The following is a 22,720-nucleotide window of genomic DNA, read 5'->3' as shown; positions in this document are numbered from 1 at the left end:
GGAGGCAATATGTGGGTGCAGAGAATCGGTGAACTTGTAGGTCGGGTCGATCCGTCTTTCACTGTCGACCGCTCCGAGATCGAGGCGAGCCTTCAGGTCGGCTTGCCTGACGATTACTTCGAATTGGCGATCAGGTTTGGCGAAGGGTCATTCTGCCAGTTCGTCTTCTTGTATGACGGGCGCGCGGATAGCCGAGATGGCGTGCTTGCTATGTGGCGTCATCTATCGGCGACGATTGGTCAGAGTGGTGCTGACGGCGGTGGACCTCTTTCGCCGTACTCGATTTTTGAGTCAGGCGGGCCGGGGCTAATCCCCTGGGGTGGGACCGACGTTGGTGAACTTTACTTCTGGTATGCAGATCCGGCAGTCGACCCGAGTTCTTGGCCGGTTGTTGTCAAAGCCAGTGATGGGCTTGATGACACCCTGAAGGGCGGAATGGCCCGGTTCGAGATGTCCGCGTCAGAATTCCTGTGGCACGTCTTGGGCGATCCAGGATTCACTCCATTCGGGATAGCGAACTCGGTGAGAGATGTCTGGTTCGCATCTCCTCCCGAGATCGATTCCTCGGGTGGTCGCTAGTCCGGACTACGCGGTCGTCCCGTGGAACGAGCTGCTGAGGGCGATGAATGTGCGTCCCCGTCCGTCAAAGAAAGTCTGACGGTGTCAACTTCATCTGAAGCCAGTGAGATTGGAACGTAAATTCACCCTCTGCGACCCGAGCGCCAGCGCCGGATCGACGGTAGATTCCGTCGGTGCTGACCCAGACGCCCCTCTGGCCCGAGCCGCCGGCGCCTCCAACGTCGCCGCGGCCCCGGCGGGGCATGCGCGCCTCGGAGCGGAGGCGCAAGCGATGGACCATCGGCATCGTCGCGGCCGTGACAAGCCTGATCGTCGCCGCCGGAGGCGCCTACGCGTTCGACGTGTTCGAACCGGAGGCGGCTAGCCCTTCGTCCGTGGTGGCAGAAGCGCAGGTGGCGATCGCCGAGAGCATGTCGCTCCAGACCGGCCTCACCGCTGAGCTGGGCGACGCCCGGGCTGTGCTGAAGAGCCCGGACGGCAAGGCCGCAAACAAGTCCACGCGTCGTGCGCTCAACACTGCGATCGAGGACGCCGAGCGGGCGGTGACGTCCCTGAAGTCGGTGACCACCTTGGCATCGGGTTCAGAGGTCGACGCCAATGTGGTGCTGGAGGCGAGCGACGTGCTCGACGTCGACGCGCCTGCCGTGACGGCTGCGCTCCGCGAGGCGAGCGATGCGGTGGTCGCCTCGGGGCGGCACGCCCGGATCGCCCGAGCTGTTTCCGGGCTGGAGGCGGCACGGGACGGTCTGAGGACGGCGGTGGCGGACGGCGAGCAGGCTTACGCGGAGTCGGCCGCGGACGTCGCCGGGCGGGATGCCCTGCGCAGCGCCCTGGACGATGCGGGCGATCTGACCGCCCAGGCGGACAAGCTGCTCACACGGGCGGCGGAGGTCCAGACCACGACGGATGCGCAGGCGGACGCCTCTCCGGCCGCGACGGCGCAGGCCGGCGGCGCCGCGGCCAGCACTGCCCAGGCGAACCCGGTATCGAAGGCGAGCACCAACCTGCTCGGCGACGCTGGACGGCTGACCAATGCCCTGACCGAGGCGACCACCGGTATCGAGGAGGCCGCCGCCGCAGTGTCGGCGGAGGCAGCGGACGACGCGGCAGCGGCTGAGGCCGACGCCACCGACCCGGATGCGGACGACACCGGCGCCGACCCGGGCGACGACACCGGCACGACCGATGACACCGACACTGCTCCCGCCGGCACCTGCCCCGAGCCCGACCAGGTGTGGTCCGCCGAGAACGGGCACCTGTCGTCGTCCGAGCTGGCCCAGATCCCGTTCGCCTCGGGGCACTACGTGCGCTCGGACGTCGTCGGCGCTCTGGCCGAGCTGAACGCCGCCTACGCGGCGGAGTTCGGCGTGAACATGACCATCAACTCCTCCTACCGCACCTACGCGGAGCAGGAGGCGCTGTATGACCCGTCGTCCAAGACCGCGGCCCCGCCGGGCTGCTCCAACCACGGCACGGGCCTGGCGATCGACATCGGCGGCGGCGTGGCCGCGTTCGGGTCGGCAGAGTACGACTGGCTCAAGGACAACGCGGAGGCCTACGGCTGGGTGCACCCGCCGTTTGCCGAGCCGTCCGGGCGCAACCCGGAGCCGTGGCACTGGCAGTCAGTCAAGGCACCGAACAGCTACTGACGCGCTCGGGGTCCTTTCGATGGTCACGGCGATGAGGGCTCTGTGGGCGCGTTCCGGATCGGGCGGTCGTGGACGTCAATGAGCCCACACCGGACGTGGTCTCGTCAGCTCTCCGCCAGGTCCCAGCGCCAGCTGACTTCGCCGTCGTCGAAGACGGTGATCCGGTAGGCGGGCACACTGGCACCGGTGTGGTCGTGCATCGTGAGCCCGGAAACGGACTCGATCCGTCGCTTTTCAGCCAGGTGTTCGTTCCATCGGGTGGACAGGTGCGTCGGATCCATCCGACCAGCTAGACCGGGGTAGTCCGGCTCTGTCGCGATCAGCCGTGCGACAACACCGTCGTTGTCCCGCAGTGTCCACACCACAGGTTCAACAGTTTTGTGCGGCAGATTGTCGAGCTCGTCGCAGATGATCGCGAGCGCCTCGTCGTCGGTCTCGGCGGTGCGCCAGGAACCCCACGGCCCCCACGGGTCATACAGTTCGTCCGGGGTCGGGACGAGAACCTGAGCGCGGCCCGTAGGTTCGCCTGCGGAGTACTCGCGCCGGATCAGAACCACTTCGCGTGTTCCGCGGCGGTCATGGGACCAGAAGCGGAGAACGCCCATGCTGCATCCCGGTGAGAGGTCTTTCGTTCGCGGTTCAACGTAGAGCAGGTCGAGCAGCGGGGCCGCCCAGGCGATGTGCTCGTCTGTCCTCGTCCGGTTCCACAACTGCTCATAGCGGACCATGCGCGGACTCTAGCTGAGCCGTCCTGGCTCAAGATCGACCCCAAGGCCTACGGCGGGTCAGTCGAGACGGCCCGCCAGCCGGTCAGGGTCCTGCGGTCGATCCGTCCGGTCCGTCGAGGATGAGCATGTCGGCGACGAAGGCTGCGACCGCGCCGTCACCGTCACGTCCCACCCACACGGGGTACGACCCGTCGCCGTAGCCGGCGTGCCACATCACCAGGTCGCCCTTGTCGACGGTTCCGTACCAGCCGTCCAGCCTGGCCGAAACCTCTTGTGCGGGGTCCGCGACGGCGGGGATCGCCTCGACGTCGGTGAACGACGCAGTCCCTGTGTCGACGCCGAACCCGAAGAACTCCTCGTCGTTGAGATCGGCCTCGATCTCGCCCTCGCGCAGACCGAGCTCCCAGGACACCACGGGCTCGTCGGACACGACGACTCGCGCGCCGGCTACCGTGCCCCAGTCGTTCGCCAGGTTCTGCGCAATGCTCAGCTCCACCGGGTAGGAGCCCGGCGCGACCCGAACCGCGAGCGGTCCTTCCTCGGGCAGGAGCTTCCGTGTCAGGTACCCGGGGTCGGTGGCCAGGAGCCGGCCCGACGGGAGCCGGACCTCGCCGGCGTCGACCACCTCGATCTCCACGGGATCACCCGACTCGCGGGCGCGCGCACCCGGAGTGAACATCGCCGCGAGGTCACCCGGACGCAGCGGGTGACCCGGTGCCCACCGGTCGCCGTCGTCGTTGATCGGGAGCGGCGGCGGTCCTGCCGTGCCGGACAGGTCGGCGCCCTCGATGCCTGCGATTGCGAGGACTTCCTGCCAGGCACCGAAGGCGGGACGATCGGCACGCGAACGGTCGATCTCGGCCGATGTCTGGAAGAGGCCGCCGTCATCCAGACCGCAGAGTGCATGGCCGTCCCGCCCGTAGGCCACCGTCCGCACCACGTGCTCCTTGGAGGGCGCGACCGTGATCGGCTCACCGTCGGTGTGGTGCAGCAGGAAGAGCGACCCGTCGTCGTCGACCCTGAACTCGTCCCTGGACGTCGGCTCGCCGGCGTCGTCGAGCAGGTCGACCTCTGCGCGACGCTCCTGCCAGGCCACGCGGACCACCGCGCGCGGATCCCCGTCGGCGTGCAGCACCGCCACGTATGGGAGCCCAGCCTCGTCGCGGTGGCTCGCCTGCTCGGGACTCAGCGGGCCGACCAGCCCGTCATCCCAGCCCAGGGCGTAGGCCGCGGTCAGCCCGGCGGGTGCCGGATCCCGCTCGGCTGCGCACGGGTCGCCGTCGGGAGCGTCGGGCCAGTCGAGGAAGGCTGACGGCAGAGGGTCCGCACTAGGGACTACGGCATCGTTCCGGCGGAACCACGTCCGGCCCGCGTGAGTTTCGGCTGGAAGGACGGCCGCCAGCACGAAAGTGCCGATGACGAGCGAGCACAGCAGCACGATTGTCGCCGGCCGCGGCCGACCGTTCCCATCCACGAGCCGGAACTGTACATCTCGGGCAGTCACCGGCGACACACGACGGTGTCGTCCGGGCTCACGCCCACGCGAACCCGTCCGGGTCCGTGACCTCCCCGAGGTCGCCGCCCACCGTGAGCCGGTGCGAGCCCGTGCCCTCCGGCGGTACCCCGGCGTCCTTGGCCAGGGCGGCGCGCTTGTAGAGGCCGAAGCCGATGGGGCTGGAGCCCATCTTGAAGTCGACGTACGAGCCGAAGCTCTTGCCGACCGTCAGGCCGTGGCCCACGTAGAACTTCTTGCTCGCCGAGACGTCCTCGGCGCCGATCAGGAGCACGATCTCGTCGAACCGCCGCTCGGCCGGTCGCGTGTCCTTCTTGGCGGACGTCGCCACCTTCCAGATCGTGCCGTCGGGCGCCTGGACCACGCCGCCGTGGCCCCACATGGACTTGGCCATGGGCTTGAGCACGGTGGCTCCGGCGTCGACGGCGGCGTCGAACAGGGCGTGGACGTCGCCGGGCTGGTCGGAGACCAGCGAGATGTGGAAGCCGCGGAAGCCGGTGCTGGGCGTCTCGCCGGCGCGCAGGTCGAGGCGGTCCTCGCCCAGGCCGAAGGCGGCGTCGTAGAAGGAACGGGCGGTGCTGGGGTCGGCCACCTCGAGGGTGACGGAGTCGATGTTTGCCATGCCCACCACGTTAGGGAGCGGACGGCGGGGTGCGCTTCTCGATTCCTGACGAGTGCTCGGCGGCGGCGCCGGCCCCGTCATCGGCCCCCTTGCCGGTCGGCCGCACCCGCCCCACGACCCCGAACCGCACCAGCCCGGCGCGGACCAGACCCGACAGCGCCATGAGGAACAGCCATGTGTACGACGGCACGATCAGCGCCAGCACCAGGGTCAGAGTGAACAGCAGCGCGACGGCCAGCGGCGTCGCCGGGAGCGCCGCCTCCACGGGCAGCCCCGCCGCCGTCCGGTCGCGGCGCTCGACGAGGGCGATCACGAACAGCAGCCACGCGCTCACCGCCAGGTTGCCGATGTACGAGGCCACCAGCGCCCGGTCCGTGTCCAGGCCGCCCGTCAGCGCCGTGACCACGGGCATCACCGTGATGGTGAACAGCCACGCGAGCTGCAGCGTCAGGTGCGGCTGGGTCAGGGGAGTGTCCGGCGCCTGGATCCCGTGGTGCATGCGCCAGAACATCGCGATGATCACGAAGCTGAGCGCGAAGGCCAGCAGCTGCCAGCTGTGCTCCGCGGCGTAGTCGCCGAGCGTCTGCTGCTCGTCGACCGCCTCGGACACGCTCTCCATGAGCGGCAGGATCAGCAGGGTCAGCGCGATCGCGATCGCGGCGTCGAGGAACGCGATGAGGCGCTCGCTGGTGCGCACGTGCGGTGGTGCGGTATCCGTCCGAGTTTCCATCCGGGCCTCCCTGGACCGTCCTGGACCGTTCGTCGGTGATCCTGCCACTCCGCACCGCCGGATGTTTGACGGATCATTTACAGCGCTGTAAATTCCGACGGTCGCAGCGAGCAACGGAGTTCGAGCATGGGAGATGCAGCGTGAGTCCAGGTTCAGGTCGTTCCTCATCGCTGAGCCGACGGTCCTTTCTCACCGGCTCGGCCGCACTGGTCGCGCTCGGCGTGGCGGGGTGCGCGTCGGCCTCGGCGGGGTCCGGCGGGGGTACCACCCTGCGCTTCTACGAGCAGAAGCAGGAGGTCATCGCCTACTTCGACGAGCTGCTGCGGCGGTTCGAGAAGGAGCGGCCGGGCATCACCGTGGTGCACGACAGCACCGTCGCCATCGCCCCGCAGTTCGTGCGCAACGAGCCCGCCGACGTCGGCTGCTTCAACGACAACCTGGAGCTGGCCCGCTACATCAAGCGCGGCGTGCTCGGGGACCTCTCCGATCTGCCGTCGGCGCAGGCGGTCCGCACGGACATCGGCGAGCTCACCGACCAGTACGCCACCTACCCCGGCCGCACCAGCGTGCTGCCGTACTCGCTCGCCGCGGCCGGCGTCATCTACAACAAGAAGATCTTCGCGGAGCACGAGCTGCCCGTCCCGGAGACGTGGTCGCAGTTCGTGGACGTCTGCGACGAGCTGACCCGCGCCGGGATCACGCCGGTCTACGCGACCGACCGGGACACCTGGACGCTCTGGCAGGGCCTCTTCGACTACTCCGTGGGCAGCCTCGTGGCGCCGGGCGAGTTCTTCCGCCGCCTGAAAGAGCTGGGCACCGACGTCGGGCCGGACTCGGAGGTCTCCTTCGAGAAGGACTTCGCCGTGCCGATGGAGCGCGCCAAGACCATCTCGTCGTACTTCAACAAGGACCACGCGGTGCGGGCCTACGCCGACGGCAACCTCGCGTTCGGCAAGGGCGAGGCCGCCATGTACCTCCAGGGTCCGTGGGCGCTCAGCCAGATCGCGCTGGTCGACCCGGACCTGGAGATCGGCACCTTCGCGCTGCCCGTCTCCGAGAACCCCGAGGACCGGCAGGCGCGGGTCAACATCGACCTGGGCCTGTGGATCCCGACGGCGTCGGCCCACCAGGACGAGGCCCGCGAGCTGGTCGAGTTCCTCATGCGGCCCGACATCCTCAACGCCTACAACGCCGACAACCTCGCGTACTCGACGCTCAAGGACGCCCCGCCGCAGCAGGACGAGCGGCTGGCCGGGCTCCAGGACTACGTGGACCGTGCCGCCTTCTACCAGGGGGCCGGGACGTTCGTGCCGACGTCGATCCCGCTCGGCAACTACCTGCAGTCCGCGATCCGCAGCGGCAACTTCGAGGGCATGCTCCGTCAGCTCGACGCCGACTGGCGCCGGCTCGCCGGACGGGAGGCCACGGTATGACTGACACAACGATGTACCAGGGCGAGACGACGTCCCCGGGCACGACGACGGCCCGGCGCACGGCCCGTCGCACGAGCGGACGGCGCGTGGAGCCGCTGTACTACGTGTTCCTGGTCCCGACGCTGCTGATCTTCACGGCGTTCGTGATCATCCCCGCCCTGATCGGCATCTTCTACAGCCTCACCGACTACGTCGGCTTCGGCGACTGGTCGTTCCTGGGTCTGCGCAACTACGCCGCGCTGTTCAGCGACCCGCGCATCCTGGAGTCGTACGGGTTCACGCTCGGGTTCGCGCTGGTGACCGTCGTCGTCGCGCAGACGATCGCGCTGGCGCTGGCCGTGGCGCTGACCCGGCGCATCCGGTTCACGACCACGCTGCGCACGGTGTTCGTCATCCCGATGGTGGTCTCCGGGATCGTCGTGGCCTACGTGTTCAACTTCCTGTTCTCCAACTCGCTGCCCGCGATCGCGACGGCGGTGGGGTTCGGACCGCTGGAGGAGAGCATCCTCGGCAACCCGGACCTGGCCTGGCTGTCGATCGTGATCGTGTCCGCGTGGCAGACGATCCCCGGCGCGCTGCTCGTCTACACCGCCGGGCTGACGTCGATCCCGAGCGACCTGTACGAGGCGAGCGCGCTGGACGGCGCCACGCCCTGGCGGCAGTTCCGGTCCATCACCGTGCCGCTCATCGCGGGCTTCATCCTGATCAACACGATCCTCGGCGTGAAGGGCTACCTCGGCGTGTACGACGTCATCGTCGGCCTGACCGGGGGCGGGCCAGGAACGGCCACCAGCAGTGTCGCCATGACGATCTTCGGCGGCTTCACCGGCGGCGACTACGCCTACCAGATGGCCAACGCCACGGTGTTCCTGATCGTCACCGCGCTCATCTCCGTCGCCCAGATCGTCGCCACCCGAGGAAGGGCGGTCCAGCTGTGACCACCGTCGAAGCTTCTCGCACAGCCGGCCCGGGCCCGTCCGGCCAGCGCCCGTCCGCCCGACCCGCGCGCCCGGCCCACGTCGGCCGCGTGCACCGCACCAACTGGCCGCTCACGATCCTGCTCGGCCTCGCCACGCTCACGGTGTTCGTGCCGCTGTACGTGACGCTGTCGATGGCGTTCAAGACGAGCGAGCAGTCCGCCGACGGCAACGCGTTCTCGCTGCCGGCCCCGTTCAACCCGGCGAGCTTCGCCGAGGCCTGGTCGCTCACGCGGTTCCCGGTCTCGTTCGGCATCTCGCTGGCCGTGGCGGCGATCGCCGTGCTGCTGACGCTGTTCCTCAGCTCGCTCGCGGCCTACGCCATCGCCCGGAACTGGTCGCACCGGTTCTTCCGGTGGTCGATGATCTACCTCCTCGCGGCGCTGTTCCTGCCGTTCCCCGTCGTCGCGCTGCCGCAGATCCAGCTCACGGCGCTGACCGGCCTGGACAACCCGCTGGGCGTAGGCATCTTGCACGCGATGTTCCAGCTCTCGTTCAGCGTGCTGCTCTACACCGCCTACCTGCGCTCCCTCCCGATCGAGCTGGAGGAGAGCGCGCGGATCGACGGTGCGAACACGTGGCAGATCTTCTGGCGGATCATCCTGCCGCTCCTCGGGCCAATGAACGCGACGGTCGGTATCTTCGCGTTCCTGGCGTCCTGGAACGACTTCATGATGCCGTCGCTCATCATGTCCGACCCCACGTTGCAGACCCTGCCCGTGGTGCAGAACATCTTCCAGAGCCAGTTCGGCACCAACTACAACGTCGCCTTCGCGTCATACCTCATGGCGATGGCGCCGACGATCGTCGTGTACCTGTTCGCGCAGCGCTGGGTGATCAGCGGCGTGACGCAGGGTGCCGTCAAGCACTGAGCCGTACCGTCCGAGCGAGCATCGCAAGCACCGAGGAGTTCCATGTCAGAGATCGTCGACAGCCTGTCCGTCGTCCGGCCCCTGCCGGAGGCGGCGCCCCGCGCGCGCAGCGAGCAGCAGGTGCAGGGCGCCGGCTGGCGCATCACCGTGCTGAGCGACGGCGTCTTCCGGGTCGAGCGCTCGGCGGACGGCGGGTTCGAGGACCGCGCCTCCACGTTCGCGATCCGGCGTGACCTGCCGCCCGCCGACTTCGCCGTCGAGCGCGTCGGCGAGGGCGTGGTGCTCACCACGGCGCGCGCCCGGCTGCGGTACGACGGCGGGGAGTTCTCGGCGAGCGGTCTCGTGGTCGAGATCCTCGGGCGCGACTCGGGGCGCTGGCGGTACGGCGAGCCCACGTGGGACCTGGGCGGCACGGCGCGCACGCTGGACGACGTCGACGGCCGCGCCGACCTGGAGCCCGGCGTCGTGTCGCGCGACGGCATCGGCGTGGTCGACGACTCGACGTCGTTCCTGTTCGAGGACGACGGCTGGGTGGGCTCGCGTGTGCCCGGCCGGCAGGACCTGTACGTGTTCGCGTTCGGCCGCGATTACGGCGACGCCGTCCGCGACCTCTACCGGGTCTCCGGGCACCCGATGCGGCTGCCGCGCTGGGCGCTCGGCAACTGGTGGAGCCGCTACCACCCCTACAGCGACGCGTCGTACCTGGCGCTCATGGACCGGTTCGCGGCCGAGAAGATCCCGTTCTCCGTCGCCGTGATCGACATGGACTGGCACCGCGTGGGCTCCGTGCCGGAGCGGTTCGGCAGCAGCTGGACCGGCTACTCGTGGGAGCCCACGCTCTTCCCGGACCCCGCGGCCTTCCTCGGCGCCCTGCACGAGCGGGGCCTGCGCACCACGCTCAACCTGCACCCCGCCGACGGCGTCCGCGCCTTCGAGGACGCCTACCCCGCGATGGCCCGCGCCCTGGGCGTGGACCCGGACACCGAGCAGCCCATCCCGTTCGACCCGACCGATCCGGCGTTCCTCCAGGCGTACTTCCGGGAGCTGCACCACCCGCTGGAGCAGCAGGGTGTCGACTTCTGGTGGATCGACTGGCAGCAGGGCCGCACCTCGGGGATGGCGGGCGTGGACCCGCTGTGGGTCCTGAACCACTTCCACCACCTCGACGCCGCCCGCGACGGCAAGCCGGGCATGACGTTCTCCCGCTACGCCGGACCCGGCAGCCACCGGTACGCGGTCGGCTTCTCCGGCGACGCCGTGGTCTCGTGGGAGTCCCTGGCGTTCCAGCCGGAGTTCACCGCCACGGCGGCCAACATCGGCTACGGCTGGTGGAGCCACGACATCGGCGGGCACACCCGGGGCGTGCGCGACGACGAGCTCGCCACCCGGTGGGTGCAGTTCGGCGTGTTCTCGCCGATCATGCGGCTGCACTCCGCGAACAACCCGTTCATCCGCAAGGAGCCGTGGGTCTTCCCGCCCGAGCACCGCGCGGCGATGGACGACGCGCTGCGGTTCCGGCACCGCATGGTGCCCTACCTGCACACCATGAACCACCGCGCCGCCGCCGGGGTGCCCCTCGTGCGGCCGATGTATCACCTGGAGCCGCGGCGCGGCGACGCCTACCGCGTGCCCAACCAGTACGCCTTCGGCAGCGAGCTCGTGGTCGCGCCGATCACGTCGCCCCGCGATGCCGAGTCACTGCGAGGGAGCGTGCGGGTCTGGCTGCCCGAGGGGCTGTGGACCGACATCTTCACCGACGCCGTCTACCAGGGCGGACGCACCGTCGAGATGCACCGGACCCTGGGGTCGGTGCCTGCGCTGCTGCGGGCCGGCGGCATCCTGCCGCTCGACGCCGGGTCCGACCTCGACGCGACCCGCAACCCCGAGGCGCTGGAGGTGCTCGTGGCACCGGGGGCGTCGGGGGAGTTCGTCCTGGTCGAGGACGCGGAAGACGGTGTTGTCGGTTCGATGGACGGCGCTGTCGGTTCGATGGACGGCGCTGTTGGTTCGCCGGCCGGCGCGGGGGTCGGTTCGCCGGCCGGCGCAGGTCTCGTGGACGGTGCCGTGTCCGTGGACGGCGTGGGATCGGCGAACGGGTCGGTGTCGGCCGGCGCCGCCGGACCCGCCGCGACGACCACGCTGCGCTGGGACCGCGAGCGCGGCGAGTTCCGCATCGAGCCGGTGCGCGGTGTCACGACGGCGGTGCCTGCGCACCGGGAGTGGACGGTGACGTTCCTGGCCGGCATCCCCGCGGGCACGGTGACGGTGAACGGCGTCGCGGTCCCGGTGGACGGCGTCGACGGCCGGTGGAGCGTCACGGCCTCCGCGCCGCCGACGGCGGAGATCGTCGTCCGGATCGAGGGCGGCCCGCTGCGCATCGGCTCGGACCGGACCGAGGCGGCGCGCGTCATCCTGGAGAGCGCGCAGTCGGGCAACCCGGAGAAGCTCGAGGCCTGGGACGTCGTGAGCAGCACGCGGACGGTGGCCGAGAAGCTCGCGGAGCTGTCCGCCGTCGACCTGCCGGACTCGGTGCGCGCGGCGCTGGTGGAGCAGCTCGCGGCGGTCGACCCGGCGGCCCGCTGACACGTCGTCCCGGTGGTGCGGCCAAGCGCACCGCGCAGTGCCGCGCGCGACGTCGGCAGTTTGCCCTGGCGTCGGCACTTTGCATCGAGGTCGGCACAGGCCTGTGCCGACCTCGATGCAACCTGCCGACCTCGCAGGAGAGTGCCGACCTCGACCTGGGCAGAGACCGCCAACCTGGGCGAGAACTGCCGACCAATCGGGCGGTCGCCGGGCTAGGGGGTTTCGCTCGGGGCCGGGAAGTCCGGGGCGCTCTCGCGGAACCGGATCGTGTGGCCCACCGTGACGTGGCGGCCGGGGCCGGCGTAGCCCTCCAGGCGTTCCAGCAGCAGGTCGAGGGCCCGCTCCGCGAGCGCCCGGGTGTCCGGCGCGACCGACGTCAGGCTGGGCGCCGTGCTCGCGCCCAGCTCGATCGCGTCCCAGCCGATCACGGCGACGTCGCCCGGGACGTCCAGGCCGTGCCGGCGCAGGGCGCGCAGGGCGCCGATCGCCGCGAGGTCGTCGCGGCACAGCAGGCCGTCCAGCTCCAGGCCGGCGTCCAGCGCGGCGCTGAGGGCGTCCTCGGCGTCGCGGGCGTCGCCGTCCTGCCGCCGGGTCACGAGCAGGGTCGGGTCGTCGGGCAGGCCCGCCTCGGCGAGCGCGGCTCGGTAGCCCTCGATCCGCAGCGTGGACGTCCACGAGATCCGGTCGGTCTCGTGGCCGAGGAACCCGATGCGGCGTCGTCCGGAGCGCACCAGGTGCTCGACGGCGGCGCGGGCGGCGGCGACGTTGTCGATCGCGACCTGGTCCGCGCCGTCGGGCTGCGGGTCCTCGCCGAGGAACACGATGGGCAGGCCGTGCCGCTGGTCGTCCAGGTCCCGGGCGGCCAGGACCTGCGGCTGGAGCACCATCCCGTCCATGATCCCGGCCTCGGGGTCGCGCAGCACGGACCGTTCGCCGTCCGCCGTCGCGCCCGTCTCCGCGAGCAGGAGCCGGTACCCGCGCGCCTCGGCGACCCGGGCGAAGACGTGCGCGAGCTCCGCGAAGTACGGCCGCCGCAGGTCCGGGAAGGCGAGCCCGAGCATGCTCGACCGGCCCGTCGCGAGGCTGCGGCCGGTGCGGTTGGGCCGGTAGCCGAGCTCGTCGATCGCGGCCTGCACGCGCTCGCGCATCCGCGGGCTCACGTGCTGGTAGCCGCGCACCACGTTGGACACGGTCTTCATCGAGACCCCGGCGTGATCCGCCACGTCCTGCAGGGTCACCCGGTTCATGACGAAAGATTACCTTTGGCGTCCCGGACCACGGGAAAGGTCCCGTGGTCCGGGGCGTCGGGTCAGACGGCGACGGCGTCCGCCCGCGCGCCCGACACCGCCAGGCACGTGATCGCCGCCGCCGCCGACCACGCCTGCGGGCGGCAGGCGGCCGGGTACGGCGTCGGCACGCCGGCGCGGGACGCGGGGTCGCCCCCGTGCAGCTCCGGGACGCGGTAGGCGAAGCCCTCGGCCGCGGCGAGCAGCCCGTCCACGGCCTGCGTCGCCTGGTCGGCGAGGCCCGCGCGGTGCATGCCGTGCACCGCGATGGCGGTGTCGTGCGTCCAGACGCTGCCCCCGTGGTACGACAGCGGCCAGTACCCCGCCGCGCCGCTGGACATCGTGCGGATGCCGAACCCCGTCGACATCGTCGGCCCGAGCAGCAGGCCCGCGACGTGCTCCTCCTCGGCGGGGTCGAGGATACCGGTGCCGAGCAGGTGCCCGATGTTGCTGGTCAGCGTGTCGACCGGACGCTTGTCCCGGTCCAGCGCCACCGCGGGGTACCGGCCCTCCGGCGTCTCGACCCAGTACGACGCCGCGAACCGGGTCCGCAGGTCAGCAGCCCAGGCACGCAGTCGGGCCGGGCTCAGGTCAGCCGACGGTGCGGGGTCGGACGCCCCTGCGGCACCCGCCGACCCGAACGCCTCCAGCAGCTCGGCTCCCGCGAGCGCCGCCTCGTACGCGTAGCCCTGGACCTCGCAGAGCGCGATCGGGCCGTCGGCGAGGCTGCCGTCGCGCCACTGGATGGAGTCGCCGGAGTCCTTCCAGCCCTGGTTGGCCAGGCCGCGCCCGGACCGGTCGATGTAGTCGATGAACCCGTCGTCGTCGCTGTCGCCGTGCTCCAGCAGCCAGGTCAGCGCGCCGCGCAGCGTGGGCAGCAGGGCGGCGACCTCGTCGTCGGGCATGCCGGCGCGCCAGGCGTCGGCGAGCAGGCACACCCAGAGCGGCGTCGAGTCGACGCTGCCGTAGTAGAGCGGCGGCAGGACGACGCCCTCGCCGGGGATCTCGAGCGGCGTCGCGCGCAGCTCGTGCAGGATCTTGCCCGGCTCCTGCGCGGTGTCGACGTCGTGGGCGGTGCCCTGCAGCCGCGCCAGGACGCGCAGCGTGGAGGCCGCGATCCGCACGTCGAGCGGGAGCGCGAGCCGGGCGGCCCAGATCGCGTCCCGGCCGAACAGCGTGAAGAACCAGGGCGCTCCGGCGGCGAAGAACTCGTCGTCCGGGTGTCCGGGCAGGGCCAGCCGCAGGGCGTCGAGGTCGTCCAGGGCGGTGTCGAGCCAACGGCCGAGGCGGGGGTCGGCGCCCTCGGGGACGGCGATCCGGGTCGGTCCCGCCGCGACGTCGGGCCAGGCGCCGTCGGCGCCCCGGACCACCATGGCGTCGTCGTGCAGGGCGAGCGTCCAGGCCGCCTCCGCCTGGCCGCGGGCCGGGACGTCGAGCGGCCAGACGGCCTCGATCGCGCCGTCCCGGCCGGAGGTCACGGTGGCGCCGTGGGCGGTGAGCGTGAACGAGGCGCTGCCGGATCGTGCTGTTGCCGAGCCAGGCGCGACGGCGACCGCGAGCGCGTCGCCGGCCGTGCCGTCGGCCATGTCGCCGGCCGCGCCGACGTCCGCTGCGCCGTCCGAGCCCGCCGCCCCCGCGATCCCCGCCTTGACCTCGTGCAGGGTCGCGAAGTCGGCCCGCAGCCGCAGCCGCAGCGTCACACGCGTCGGCTCGGTCAGGTGCGAGGCGACCGTCCACGTCTCGGCGAGCGCGCCGTCGGCCACCACCCGGTCACGCACGAGGCGCACCTTGGGGTCGGGCGTCGCGTCGTCCGACCCGCGCAGGAGGCCGCCGAACACGACGTGCGAGGCGCTGTCGGGGGCGACCGAGATGTACTCGACGTCCGACTCGGCGCACTCCAGCACCAGCTCGCGTACGTGCCGGACGTCGCCGTGGTAGACGCCGTCGATCGGCGCGCCGCCCAGGTCGCCGTCCCGGCCGGACCAGACCTGGGTCGGGGCGCGCAGGGCGATGACGGCGTCGCTGAGCAGCGGCTGCAGGGGTGGGGTGGTGGGCGTCGCACGGGGCGTCATGCTCGACGTCATTCCTTGACGGCTCCTTCGCTGGTGTTCATGATGCGTCGCTGGAACACGAAGAACACGACCGCCACGGGGATGGTCATGATCGCCGCGGCGGCGAGCTTGATGGGGTACTGGCTGCCCTGGCTGAGCTGTCCGCTCGCCAGCGACGCGACGCCCTTGGTGAGGGTCGTCAGCTCGGGGGACTGGGCGGCGACGATGAAGTGGCTCAGCTCGTTCCAGGAGCCCTGGAACGACAGGATCACGATGGTCACCAGGGCGGGCCGGGCCATGGGCAGCACCACGGACCAGAAGATCCGGAACGTGCCGGCCCCGTCGATGCGGGCCTGCTCCTCGACCGACCGCGGCACGGACTCGAAGAAGTTCTTCATGATGAAGACACCCGCGGCGTCCACCAGCAGCGGCAGCACCATGCCCGCGTACGAGTCGTAGATGCCGAGCTGGTTGATCACGAGGAACTTGGGGATGAGCAGCACGACGGTCGGCACGGCCATGACGGCGACCAGCGCCGCGTAGACCACGCCGCGACCGCGGAAGTTCAGGCGGGCCAGCGCGTAGCCGGCCAGGGAGTCGAAGAACACGCGTCCCGCGGTCACGAGGATCGTGACGACGGCGGAGTTGGCGAACCACACCGGGAAGTCGGAGCGCAGGAACAGGCGCCCGTAGGCGGCCCAGGTCAGCGGGTCGGGGACCAGCGAGACCGGGTCGGCCGCGGCGTCCGCCTCGGTCTTGACCGACGTCGCGAGCTGGACCAGGAACGGGTAGACGTAGACCAGCGCCAGCAGGACCAGCAGCGCGTAGAGGCTGAGCTGCCAGGCGAGCGCCTTGCGCGGCATGCGGTGCCGGGCGCGGAGCGGCGGACGGGGCGGGGTGCGGCTCATCGGGCGCCCTCCGTCGTCGAGGAGGTGGTGGAGGGTGCCACGGCCGGACGGGGACGTCGTCGGGACCGCCGCGGCACGTCGGGGCTCTCGCGCAGGACCCAGCGCTGCAGGATGGTCAGCAGCACGATGATGACGAACAGGATGAACGCGATCGCCGCGCCCTGGCCCCACTCCTGGGACAGGAACGCCGACTGGTAGCTGAGGTACGCGGGCGTCAGCGTCGTCTTGCCGGGGCCGCCCTGCGTGCCGGTGTAGATCTGGTCGAACACCTGCCAGCAGCCGATCAGGCCCAGGGTCAGCACGGTGAAGAGGGTCGGCTTGAGCTGCGGGAGCGTGATGCGCCAGAACCGCTGCCAGGCGTTCGCGCCGTCGACCATCGCGGCCTCCTCGACCTCGGGGGTGATGTTCTGCAGGCCGGCGATGAACAGCAGCATGAACGTGCCGCTCGTCGTGAAGATGGCCATGAGCACGAACGCCGACATGGCCACCGAGGGCCCGGCCAGCCAGTCCCACCAGGTGACGCCGAGAAAGCCGTGCTGGGTGAGCGCGTCGGGCCCGCTCTGCACGCCGAGCGCGCCCAGCAGGTTGTGCAGCACGCCGCTCGGCTCGTTGAACCAGTTGGGCCCGGCGATGCCGACCCGGGCGAGGATCGTGTTGACCACGCCCGACGTCGAGAAGAGGAACAGCCACAGCACCGTGATCGCCACCGAGCTGGTCACGGACGGGAAGTAGAACGCGGTGCGGAAGATGCCGCGGCCCCGCAGCACCGCACGGTTGACCAGGACTGCCAGGAACAGGGCCAGGGCGGTCTGCAGCGGTACGACCAGCAGCACGTACCAGGCGTTGTTGCGCAGCGCGACGCCGAAGTCGCGCTCGGCGAGGCCGCCACCCGTGGTGACGGCCGCGTAGTTGTCCAGCCCCACGAAGCCGACGCCGGACGACAGCGGGCTGCCGCGCCCGGACCAGTCCGAGAAGCTGACCCAGAGCGCCATCAGGACCGGGACGAGCAGGAACACGCCCAGGATCACGAGCACGGGCAGGGTGAAGAGCCAGCCGGCCACGGCCTCGCCGTGCCGGATCCCGCGAGGGGACCCGGCACGGCGGGGCGCGGCGTCACGCGGCGACGCGAGAACGGACATCCGTGCCTACTCGGCGATCGCTTCGAGGTTCGACTGCGCCGTGTCGAGGATCGCCTGCGGGTCACCGGACTCCAGCGACTCGAGCTGCGCGTTGAGGTCGGTGATGACGTCGGTCGCGCCGGCCCAGTTCGGCGGGAACTGTGCGTACGCGGCACCGTCGAGGAACGCGGTGAGGTCCGGGTTGGCGCTGGTCCAGTCGGCCGCGGCCGACTCGATGGACGGCATCGGGCCGAACGCCTCCGAGAACGCGAGCTGCTGCTCGGTGCTCGTCAGGTGCTCCACCAGGCTCAGCGCGGCCTCCTGGTTGGGGCTGTCGGCGGCCATGCCCCAGCAGTTGGTGAACTGCAGCGTGCCCTGGCCGGCGGGCCCGGCGGGCAGCTCGGCGACGGTGTACTCGACGTCGGGGAAGTCGTTCGTCAGCGCACCGGTGACCCAGTTGCCCTCGATGACCATGGCGGCCAGCCCCTTGCCGAGGGCCTCGCCGCCCCAGCCGGCGCCGAGGTCGGCCGCGTACGCGAACGTGCCGTCCTTCAGGTGGGACTGCACGTAGGTCAGGCCCTCGACGCTGCCCTCGCTGTTGGCGACCGGCTCGCCGTCGACCACGAGGCCGCCGCCCGCCTGGGCCATGAAGGTGCCCACGCGCTGGTACTCGGCGCCGAAGGAGAGGCCCACCTGGTCGTCGGTGGTCAGCTTCTCGGCCACGGTGGCCAGCTCGTCCCAGGTGGTGGGGAGGTCGGCGTCGGTCAGGCCGGCGTCCGCCCAGAGCTGGGTGTTGATGACCAGGCCGAGCGTCGAGAAGTCCTTGGGCGCGCAGTAGAACGTGTCGTCGACCGTGAAGTTCTCCACGAGCGACGGGTAGAAGTCGTCCTTGTTCGACAGCAGGTCGCCGTACGCCTGCAGCGAGCCGTTGTCGGCGTAGCCGGCGATCGCCTCGGGCGCCAGGTAGAACAGGTCCGGCGGCGAGCCGGCCGCGAAGCCCTGCGAGAGCTGCTGGGGCAGGTCGCTGGCGACCTGGACCTCGGCCTCGACGCCGGACTCCTCCGACCATGCCGCGACGGCGTCGGTCACCGCGTCGGTCTCGGCGTCGCCGGACGAGCCGATGAGGATCGAGAGCGCGTCGTCGGAGCTGGTCAGCTCCGCGGCGCCCGCCGTCGGCTCCGCGGCGGTGTCCTCGAAGCCGGAGCCGCCGCAGGCGGTGAGCGTCAGCGCGCCGGCGACGAGCAGGGCGCCCGCTCCGACGAGCTTCCGCGAGATGGGCCGTGTCATGTCTCTTCTCCCTTGATGAGGCACGTGGTGGTGATGTGGTGCGGAGTTTGAACGATCAAATTATGCTGTGCAGGAGGTTATGGAGCGCTCGGGTGCGGTGTCAAGGTGGACGACCCCGCGGACGGCGCACCTAGGATGACGTTCCGGACATCACGTTCCGGATATTCACGGAGGCACGCCGCCTCACGACGACAGGTGGTCTCACGAACAGACCTCTCACGAGCGAACCAGGGCACAGGGCGAACGGAAGGGCACCACGATGACGAAGGCCCCGACCGTGGAGGACGTCGCCCGCGCCGCGGGCGTGTCCCGCCAGACGGTGTCCAACGTCCTGAACACGCCCGACATCGTGCGCGCGCCCACCCGGGAGCGCGTGGAGCTGGCGATCGCCGAGCTCGGCTACCGCCCGCACGCCGCCGCCCGCCGCCTGCGCACCCGGCGCAGCTCGACCATCGGCGTGCGGCTCGACCCGTACGCGGGCGGGATCTCCGGCGTGGTGCTCGACCGGTTCGTCCACGCCCTGACCGAGCGCGCCAGCGAGCGCGGCATGCGTATCCTGCTCTACGCCGCGCGCACGCCCGCCGAGGAGATCGACCGCATCGGCGACCTCGTCGACGGCGGCGAGATCGACGCCGTCGTCCTGACCGGCACGTCCCACGAGGACACGCGCACCACCTGGCTCCAGGACCGCGGCGTCCCGTTCGTCTCGTTCGGCCGCCCCTGGCGGTCGGACGGCGACGGGGCCGGCGACGGCGCTGCCGCCGGCGGACACTCCTGGGCCGACGTCGACGGGGCCGCCGGCACGCGCGCCGCCACCCGTCACCTGCTCGACCAGGCCGGCCCCAGGATCGCGTTCCTCGGCTGGCCCGAGGGCTCGGGCACCGGCGACGACCGCGCCCGCGGCTGGAGCGAGGCGATGACCGACGCCGGATCCGCCGGTCCCCGCTGGCACACCGAGGAGAGCGTCGGCCTGGCCCGTGAGCTGACCGGGGCGGCGCTCACCGCCGACCCCGCCGTGGACGCCGTCGTCTGCGTCAGCGACTCGCTGGCGATCGGCGCGCACCTGGCGGCCACGGCGCTCGGTAGGCCGGACCTGCCCGTGGTCGGGTTCGACAACACGCCGGCCGCCGAGGCACTGGGGATCAGCAGCGTGGAGCAGCTTCCGGAGCAGGTCGCGGCCGGGGTGCTGGACCTGCTGATGGGCCCCACGGGCGGCGTCGTCCTCCGGCGCGACCAGCGCGACTCGACCGCGGAGGCCGCGTTCGTGCTGGTCGAACCACGCCTGGTGGTCCGCGGAACCCCGCCCCCCTGACCGTCGTTGAGTGCTGGCTATTTGCGCTCTTTCGGCTGCGGAAGGCGCAAATAGCCAGCACTCAACGACGGGTGGGTGGTTGGTCGGGGGTCAGGGGGTTGCCGTGGCCCACGTCCCGCCGTCCGGGGTCGTCAGGCGTACCGCGACGACGTCGCGCACGGGGACGCCGAGCACCCCGCCCGCCGAGCACGTGCCGGTCGTCACCACGCACGCGCCGAGGGAGATCTCGCGGGTGTCGGCGCTGTCCGAGCTGCCGGGGACGCCGGTGCTGTTCGTGCGGCCGGTGCCGGGTGGCGTCCCGGCCTCCGAGGCCCTGCGGTCGAAGGTCGTGTGACCTGGCTCCGTGGCGTGGATGCCCCTGCCGTACGGGGACGGGACGACGGCGTCCAGGTCGTCGGTGTTGTCCGTGCCCTCCGTGCCGTTCGCGACGACGGCGGTGACGTCGTAGCCGGCCGCCGGTCCGGCGTCGCGCACCACCACGTAGGCCCAGGAGGGATCGCCCTCGTAGAGGAAGACGGTGCCGACCGAAGCGTCTGCCGGACCGTCTGCCGTGCTGTCGGCCGAGTCGTCCGCGACCAGGTCGGCGGCGGTGAGGTAGCGGCCGTGCGCCGTGTCGAGCGTCGTGCGGTACGACGCCGCCAGCTCCCGGTCCGGCGCCGTCACGACCCATACGCTCGTGCCGCCCGCCACGAGCAGACCCGCGCCGAGCGCGGCGGCGAGGACGGCGCGCCGGGCACCATGCCGCCGCACGGTCGCGGGTCCGTGCGGCGCCGGCCCGGGCGCCGTCCGGCCCGGACCGGGGCCCGCCGCCGGGTCGCCCGCGAGCCGGGCCAGCACGCGCCCCTCGAAGTCGGCCGGGGGCTCGCGCTCCGGCACCAGGAGCAGCAGCTCGTCGGCGGCGTCGGCCAGCGACGACAGCTCGTCGCGGCAGCGGTCGCACGTCGCCAGGTGTGTCATGACGGCGGCCCGCGTGGCGCCGTCGGCGACCCCCAGTGCCACCTCGGTGAGGGCATCGCGCAGCTCGGCGCAGCGTGCGCCGTTCCGGTCCGGCCCGTTCCTGCCTGGCCCGTTTCCGTTCGCCCCGTTCATGGCCGTTCCTCCTCCCGGCTGCTCGCCAGCTCGTCGCGCAGGTGCCGCAGTCCCAGCCGGATCCGCGTCTTGGCCGTCCCCAGCGGCACACCGGTCCGCCGCGCGATCTCCGCGCCGCTGAGCCCGAAGACCGCCGCGAGCACCACCGCGGTGGCCTGCTCCCGGGGCACCTGCGCGAGTGCGGCGTCCACCGTGGTGCCGGTCGCCACCCGGTCCGCGAGCAGGTCGGGGTCGGCCACGGTCTCGGCCGTGATCCGCTCTGCCATGACCACCGGGTCGACGGGCACGTCGCGCCGTACCCGGAGCACGTCGATCGCGGCGTGCCGGGCGATCGCGAGCAGCCACGTCGACGCGCGACCCCGCCGCGGGTCGAACCCGTCGGCGTGCCGCCACGCGCGGACGAAGGTCTCCTGCGCCACCTCCTCGGCGACCGCGGGGATGCCGACCACGAAGAGCGCCAGCCCGTACACCCGCGCCTGGTGCCGGCGCACGAAGACGGCTGCCGCGTCCGGGTCGTCCGCGGCCATCCCGGCGAGGAGCGCCTCGTCCGATGCCGTCATGTCCCTTCCTACGTGCCGGGACCCGTCGGTGGATCTCGCCGGCCCGATCTTCGGCTCGAACCCCGCTGCGCTTCGGAGCCCGAGAGATCCGTCGGGCACTCCGCCACGTAGGGACAGGTGACGGGCGTCGGCGGCGACGCCCGGAACAAGGAGGTAACCATGTCCAGACTACGAGCAGCGTCCGGGCCACGAGGGCTGTCCGGACCACGAGGGATGTCGGGGTCGCGCGGGGTGAGGCTCGCCGCCGGGGCGGCGTTCAGCGTCCTGCTCCTGGCGGGTTGCGGCAGCGGCAGTGGCAGCGGGGGCGGCTACGGCGGGGGTGGCGGCGACCAGGGCAACGACTCGGGCGGAGCGGCCGGCGGCATGACGCTGGAGATCACCTCGCCCGACGACGGCAGCACGGTCGAGACGCCGTTCACCGTCGACCTCTCCTCCAGCGAGGATCTCGGGCCCACCGAGTCGGGCAAGCACCACGTGCACGTGTACTTCGACGGCGACGACCAGGAATACATGGTGGTCGAGGGCGACAGCGTGGAGGTCACCGACCTGCCCGAGGGCGAGCACGAGATCGACGCGTCGCTGCGCAACGCCGACCACTCGGCGGCCGGGGTGGAGACCCAGATCAACGTGACCGTGGGCAGCGGTGGTTCGGGCGGCGACACGGGCGGTGACATGGAGGACGACGGTGACAGCTACTGAGCGTCCTGGCTCTGCCGGTGATGCTGCCGGCGATGCCGCGGGAGCAGCCGCCGGACCTGTCGTCGGCACGGTCGAGCGCAACCGGCGTCCGGCACGCTGGTTCCATGCCGGCGTGTACGTGACCGTCATCGTGCTGCTGATCACGGGCTGGTGGCTGCTCCTCGGCAACGAGGGCAGCCCGAGCGTCGTCGCGCGGGTCACGGGTGTGTCCGACGCCGACCTGCACACGATCACCGGCTGGGTTCTCGCCGGGCTCACCGCGCTGGCCGTCGTCGTCGGTGTGCGGGGCTGGCGTACCTTCTGGCGCGAGACCTTCCGGGTCGAGCACGGCGACGCCGCATGGTTCCGGACCTGGCCCGCCGCGATCCTCACCGGGCGGTTCGGGCGGCACGAGGGCAGGTTCGACCCGGGGCAGCGCATCGCGAACCTGGTGCTCGTCGCGACGCTGCTCGCCCTGGTCGTGTCCGGCGTGGGGCTCGCGCTCGTCAGCGGGGGACCGGCGTTCGTCTGGTTCGCCGCGGTGCACCGGTGGTCGACGTACGTCGTGACCCCCGTCGTCGTCGGGCACGTGATCATCGCCTCCGGCATCCTGCCCGGCTACCGCGGCGTGTGGCGGGCGATGCACCTGGGCGGCAAGCTCCGCGAGCGCGACGCGCAGCGGGTCTGGCCGGGCTGGACCGAACGTACGACGGGTGAGGCCCACAACCCCCGCCACCGCCGCTAG

General features: G+C 71.5%; 20 protein-coding genes. 9 read left to right on the top strand and 11 right to left on the bottom strand.

Annotation, left to right across the window (positions count from 1 at the left end; all coding sequences use genetic code 11):
• The first annotated feature begins 9 nt into the window (after positions 1–9).
• Both ACZ7LE_RS14315 and ACZ7LE_RS14310 read left to right on the top strand, forming a co-directional pair.
• On the top strand, positions 10–579 hold the full coding sequence (locus tag ACZ7LE_RS14315; protein WP_470403921.1) for a hypothetical protein: 570 nt from the start codon (positions 10–12) through the stop codon (positions 577–579).
• A gap of 296 nt (positions 580–875) precedes the next feature.
• A complete protein-coding gene (locus tag ACZ7LE_RS14310) occupies positions 876–2,228 on the top strand; it encodes a M15 family metallopeptidase (RefSeq protein ID WP_470403920.1) in 1,353 nt (450 codons plus the stop codon).
• 104 nt (positions 2,229–2,332) lie between these two features.
• Here ACZ7LE_RS14310 and ACZ7LE_RS14305 read toward each other — a convergent pair whose 3' ends face one another.
• The 4 genes from ACZ7LE_RS14305 to ACZ7LE_RS14290 form a co-directional block, all read right to left on the bottom strand.
• Positions 2,333–2,956: a hypothetical protein gene (locus tag ACZ7LE_RS14305; protein WP_470403919.1), complete on the bottom strand. Its 624-nt coding sequence runs from the start codon at positions 2,954–2,956 to the stop codon at positions 2,333–2,335.
• An 82-nt stretch (positions 2,957–3,038) separates the two neighbouring features.
• Positions 3,039–4,097 carry a DUF4241 domain-containing protein gene (locus ACZ7LE_RS14300; protein WP_470403918.1) on the bottom strand — a complete coding sequence of 353 codons (1,059 nt, stop codon included), beginning with the start codon at positions 4,095–4,097 and terminating at the stop codon, positions 3,039–3,041.
• Positions 4,098–4,488: 391 nt separating this feature from the next.
• A complete protein-coding gene (locus ACZ7LE_RS14295) occupies positions 4,489–5,091 on the bottom strand; it encodes a VOC family protein (RefSeq protein ID WP_470403917.1) in 603 nt (200 codons plus the stop codon).
• Positions 5,092–5,101: 10 nt separating this feature from the next.
• Positions 5,102–5,821, bottom strand: a complete 720-nt coding sequence (locus ACZ7LE_RS14290) for a TMEM175 family protein (RefSeq protein ID WP_470403916.1) — start codon at positions 5,819–5,821, stop codon at positions 5,102–5,104.
• A 140-nt stretch (positions 5,822–5,961) separates the two neighbouring features.
• Between ACZ7LE_RS14290 and ACZ7LE_RS14285 the strand changes: the two genes are divergently transcribed.
• The 4 genes from ACZ7LE_RS14285 (at position 5,962) to ACZ7LE_RS14270 (ending at position 11,686) form a co-directional block, all read left to right on the top strand.
• Complete coding sequence (locus ACZ7LE_RS14285; RefSeq protein WP_470403915.1) at positions 5,962–7,254, top strand: ABC transporter substrate-binding protein; 1,293 nt, start codon at positions 5,962–5,964, stop codon at positions 7,252–7,254.
• A complete protein-coding gene (locus ACZ7LE_RS14280; protein WP_470403914.1) occupies positions 7,251–8,192 on the top strand; it encodes a carbohydrate ABC transporter permease in 942 nt (313 codons plus the stop codon). Before ACZ7LE_RS14285 ends, ACZ7LE_RS14280 begins: the two co-directional genes overlap by 4 nt.
• Before the next feature lie 89 nt (positions 8,193–8,281).
• Complete coding sequence (locus tag ACZ7LE_RS14275; protein ID WP_470403913.1) at positions 8,282–9,103, top strand: carbohydrate ABC transporter permease; 822 nt, start codon at positions 8,282–8,284, stop codon at positions 9,101–9,103.
• 42 nt (positions 9,104–9,145) lie between these two features.
• The gene (locus tag ACZ7LE_RS14270) at positions 9,146–11,686 is read left to right on the top strand and encodes a glycoside hydrolase family 31 protein (RefSeq protein WP_470403912.1); all 2,541 of its coding nucleotides are present in this window, start codon (positions 9,146–9,148) and stop codon (positions 11,684–11,686) included.
• Positions 11,687–11,898: 212 nt separating this feature from the next.
• Here the strand turns inward: ACZ7LE_RS14270 and ACZ7LE_RS14265 are convergent, their stop codons facing one another.
• The 5 genes from ACZ7LE_RS14265 to ACZ7LE_RS14245 all read right to left on the bottom strand — a co-directional run bounded on the left by ACZ7LE_RS14265 (position 11,899) and on the right by ACZ7LE_RS14245 (position 18,336).
• Positions 11,899–12,933: a LacI family DNA-binding transcriptional regulator gene (locus tag ACZ7LE_RS14265; protein WP_470403911.1), complete on the bottom strand. Its 1,035-nt coding sequence runs from the start codon at positions 12,931–12,933 to the stop codon at positions 11,899–11,901.
• A 62-nt stretch (positions 12,934–12,995) separates the two neighbouring features.
• Positions 12,996–15,044 carry a glycogen debranching N-terminal domain-containing protein gene (locus ACZ7LE_RS14260; RefSeq protein ID WP_470403910.1) on the bottom strand — a complete coding sequence of 683 codons (2,049 nt, stop codon included), beginning with the start codon at positions 15,042–15,044 and terminating at the stop codon, positions 12,996–12,998.
• 8 nt (positions 15,045–15,052) lie between these two features.
• Entirely contained in the window at positions 15,053–15,931 is an 879-nt protein-coding gene (locus ACZ7LE_RS14255; RefSeq protein WP_470403909.1) for a carbohydrate ABC transporter permease, read from the bottom strand.
• The gene (locus ACZ7LE_RS14250; RefSeq protein ID WP_470403908.1) at positions 15,928–17,070 is read right to left on the bottom strand and encodes a carbohydrate ABC transporter permease; all 1,143 of its coding nucleotides are present in this window, start codon (positions 17,068–17,070) and stop codon (positions 15,928–15,930) included. Before ACZ7LE_RS14250 ends, ACZ7LE_RS14255 begins: the two co-directional genes overlap by 4 nt.
• Before the next feature lie 6 nt (positions 17,071–17,076).
• Positions 17,077–18,336: a sugar ABC transporter substrate-binding protein gene (locus tag ACZ7LE_RS14245; protein WP_470403907.1), complete on the bottom strand. Its 1,260-nt coding sequence runs from the start codon at positions 18,334–18,336 to the stop codon at positions 17,077–17,079.
• A 259-nt stretch (positions 18,337–18,595) separates the two neighbouring features.
• Here ACZ7LE_RS14245 and ACZ7LE_RS14240 point away from each other — a divergent pair, with 259 nt between their 5' ends.
• Positions 18,596–19,648 carry a LacI family DNA-binding transcriptional regulator gene (locus ACZ7LE_RS14240; RefSeq protein ID WP_470403906.1) on the top strand — a complete coding sequence of 351 codons (1,053 nt, stop codon included), beginning with the start codon at positions 18,596–18,598 and terminating at the stop codon, positions 19,646–19,648.
• Positions 19,649–19,738: 90 nt separating this feature from the next.
• Here ACZ7LE_RS14240 and ACZ7LE_RS14235 read toward each other — a convergent pair whose 3' ends face one another.
• Together ACZ7LE_RS14235 and ACZ7LE_RS14230 are read right to left on the bottom strand one after the other, a co-directional pair.
• A complete protein-coding gene (locus ACZ7LE_RS14235; RefSeq protein ID WP_470403905.1) occupies positions 19,739–20,737 on the bottom strand; it encodes a zf-HC2 domain-containing protein in 999 nt (332 codons plus the stop codon).
• On the bottom strand, positions 20,734–21,297 hold the full coding sequence (locus ACZ7LE_RS14230; protein ID WP_470403904.1) for an RNA polymerase sigma factor: 564 nt from the start codon (positions 21,295–21,297) through the stop codon (positions 20,734–20,736). The genes ACZ7LE_RS14235 and ACZ7LE_RS14230 overlap by 4 nt, the downstream gene beginning before the upstream one ends.
• A 159-nt stretch (positions 21,298–21,456) precedes the next feature.
• On the opposite strand from ACZ7LE_RS14230, the gene ACZ7LE_RS14225 reads away from it, so the two are divergent.
• Both ACZ7LE_RS14225 and ACZ7LE_RS14220 read left to right on the top strand, forming a co-directional pair.
• Positions 21,457–21,996 (top strand): hypothetical protein, encoded by a 540-nt coding sequence (locus ACZ7LE_RS14225; RefSeq protein ID WP_470403903.1) that lies wholly within the window; start codon positions 21,457–21,459, stop codon positions 21,994–21,996.
• Complete coding sequence (locus ACZ7LE_RS14220; protein ID WP_470403902.1) at positions 21,983–22,720, top strand: cytochrome b/b6 domain-containing protein; 738 nt, start codon at positions 21,983–21,985, stop codon at positions 22,718–22,720. Before ACZ7LE_RS14225 ends, ACZ7LE_RS14220 begins: the two co-directional genes overlap by 14 nt.

Source organism: Promicromonospora sp. NPDC110617 (assembly GCF_055598465.1).
The sequence above is the reverse complement of the archived record's forward strand: the minus strand, read 5'-3'. Positions and strand labels throughout refer to the sequence as shown.

Excerpts from the sequence above, each read along its gene's own strand:
- ACZ7LE_RS14250 (WP_470403908.1), bottom strand. The coding sequence starts at position 17,070 with ATGTCCGTTCTCGCGTCGCCGCGTGACGCCGCGCCCCGCCGTGCCGGG.
- ACZ7LE_RS14290 (WP_470403916.1), bottom strand. The coding sequence starts at position 5,821 with ATGGAAACTCGGACGGATACCGCACCACCGCACGTGCGCACCAGCGAG.
- ACZ7LE_RS14255 (WP_470403909.1), bottom strand. The coding sequence starts at position 15,931 with ATGAGCCGCACCCCGCCCCGTCCGCCGCTCCGCGCCCGGCACCGCATG.
- ACZ7LE_RS14280 (WP_470403914.1), top strand. The coding sequence starts at position 7,251 with ATGACTGACACAACGATGTACCAGGGCGAGACGACGTCCCCGGGCACG.
- ACZ7LE_RS14245 (WP_470403907.1), bottom strand. The coding sequence starts at position 18,336 with ATGACACGGCCCATCTCGCGGAAGCTCGTCGGAGCGGGCGCCCTGCTC.
- ACZ7LE_RS14295 (WP_470403917.1), bottom strand. The coding sequence starts at position 5,091 with ATGGCAAACATCGACTCCGTCACCCTCGAGGTGGCCGACCCCAGCACC.
- ACZ7LE_RS14235 (WP_470403905.1), bottom strand. The coding sequence starts at position 20,737 with ATGAACGGGGCGAACGGAAACGGGCCAGGCAGGAACGGGCCGGACCGG.
- ACZ7LE_RS14270 (WP_470403912.1), top strand. The coding sequence starts at position 9,146 with ATGTCAGAGATCGTCGACAGCCTGTCCGTCGTCCGGCCCCTGCCGGAG.
- ACZ7LE_RS14305 (WP_470403919.1), bottom strand. The coding sequence starts at position 2,956 with ATGGTCCGCTATGAGCAGTTGTGGAACCGGACGAGGACAGACGAGCAC.
- ACZ7LE_RS14240 (WP_470403906.1), top strand. The coding sequence starts at position 18,596 with ATGACGAAGGCCCCGACCGTGGAGGACGTCGCCCGCGCCGCGGGCGTG.
- ACZ7LE_RS14260 (WP_470403910.1), bottom strand. The coding sequence starts at position 15,044 with ATGACGCCCCGTGCGACGCCCACCACCCCACCCCTGCAGCCGCTGCTC.
- ACZ7LE_RS14265 (WP_470403911.1), bottom strand. The coding sequence starts at position 12,933 with ATGAACCGGGTGACCCTGCAGGACGTGGCGGATCACGCCGGGGTCTCG.
- ACZ7LE_RS14225 (WP_470403903.1), top strand. The coding sequence starts at position 21,457 with ATGTCCAGACTACGAGCAGCGTCCGGGCCACGAGGGCTGTCCGGACCA.
- ACZ7LE_RS14315 (WP_470403921.1), top strand. The coding sequence starts at position 10 with ATGTGGGTGCAGAGAATCGGTGAACTTGTAGGTCGGGTCGATCCGTCT.
- ACZ7LE_RS14230 (WP_470403904.1), bottom strand. The coding sequence starts at position 21,297 with ATGACGGCATCGGACGAGGCGCTCCTCGCCGGGATGGCCGCGGACGAC.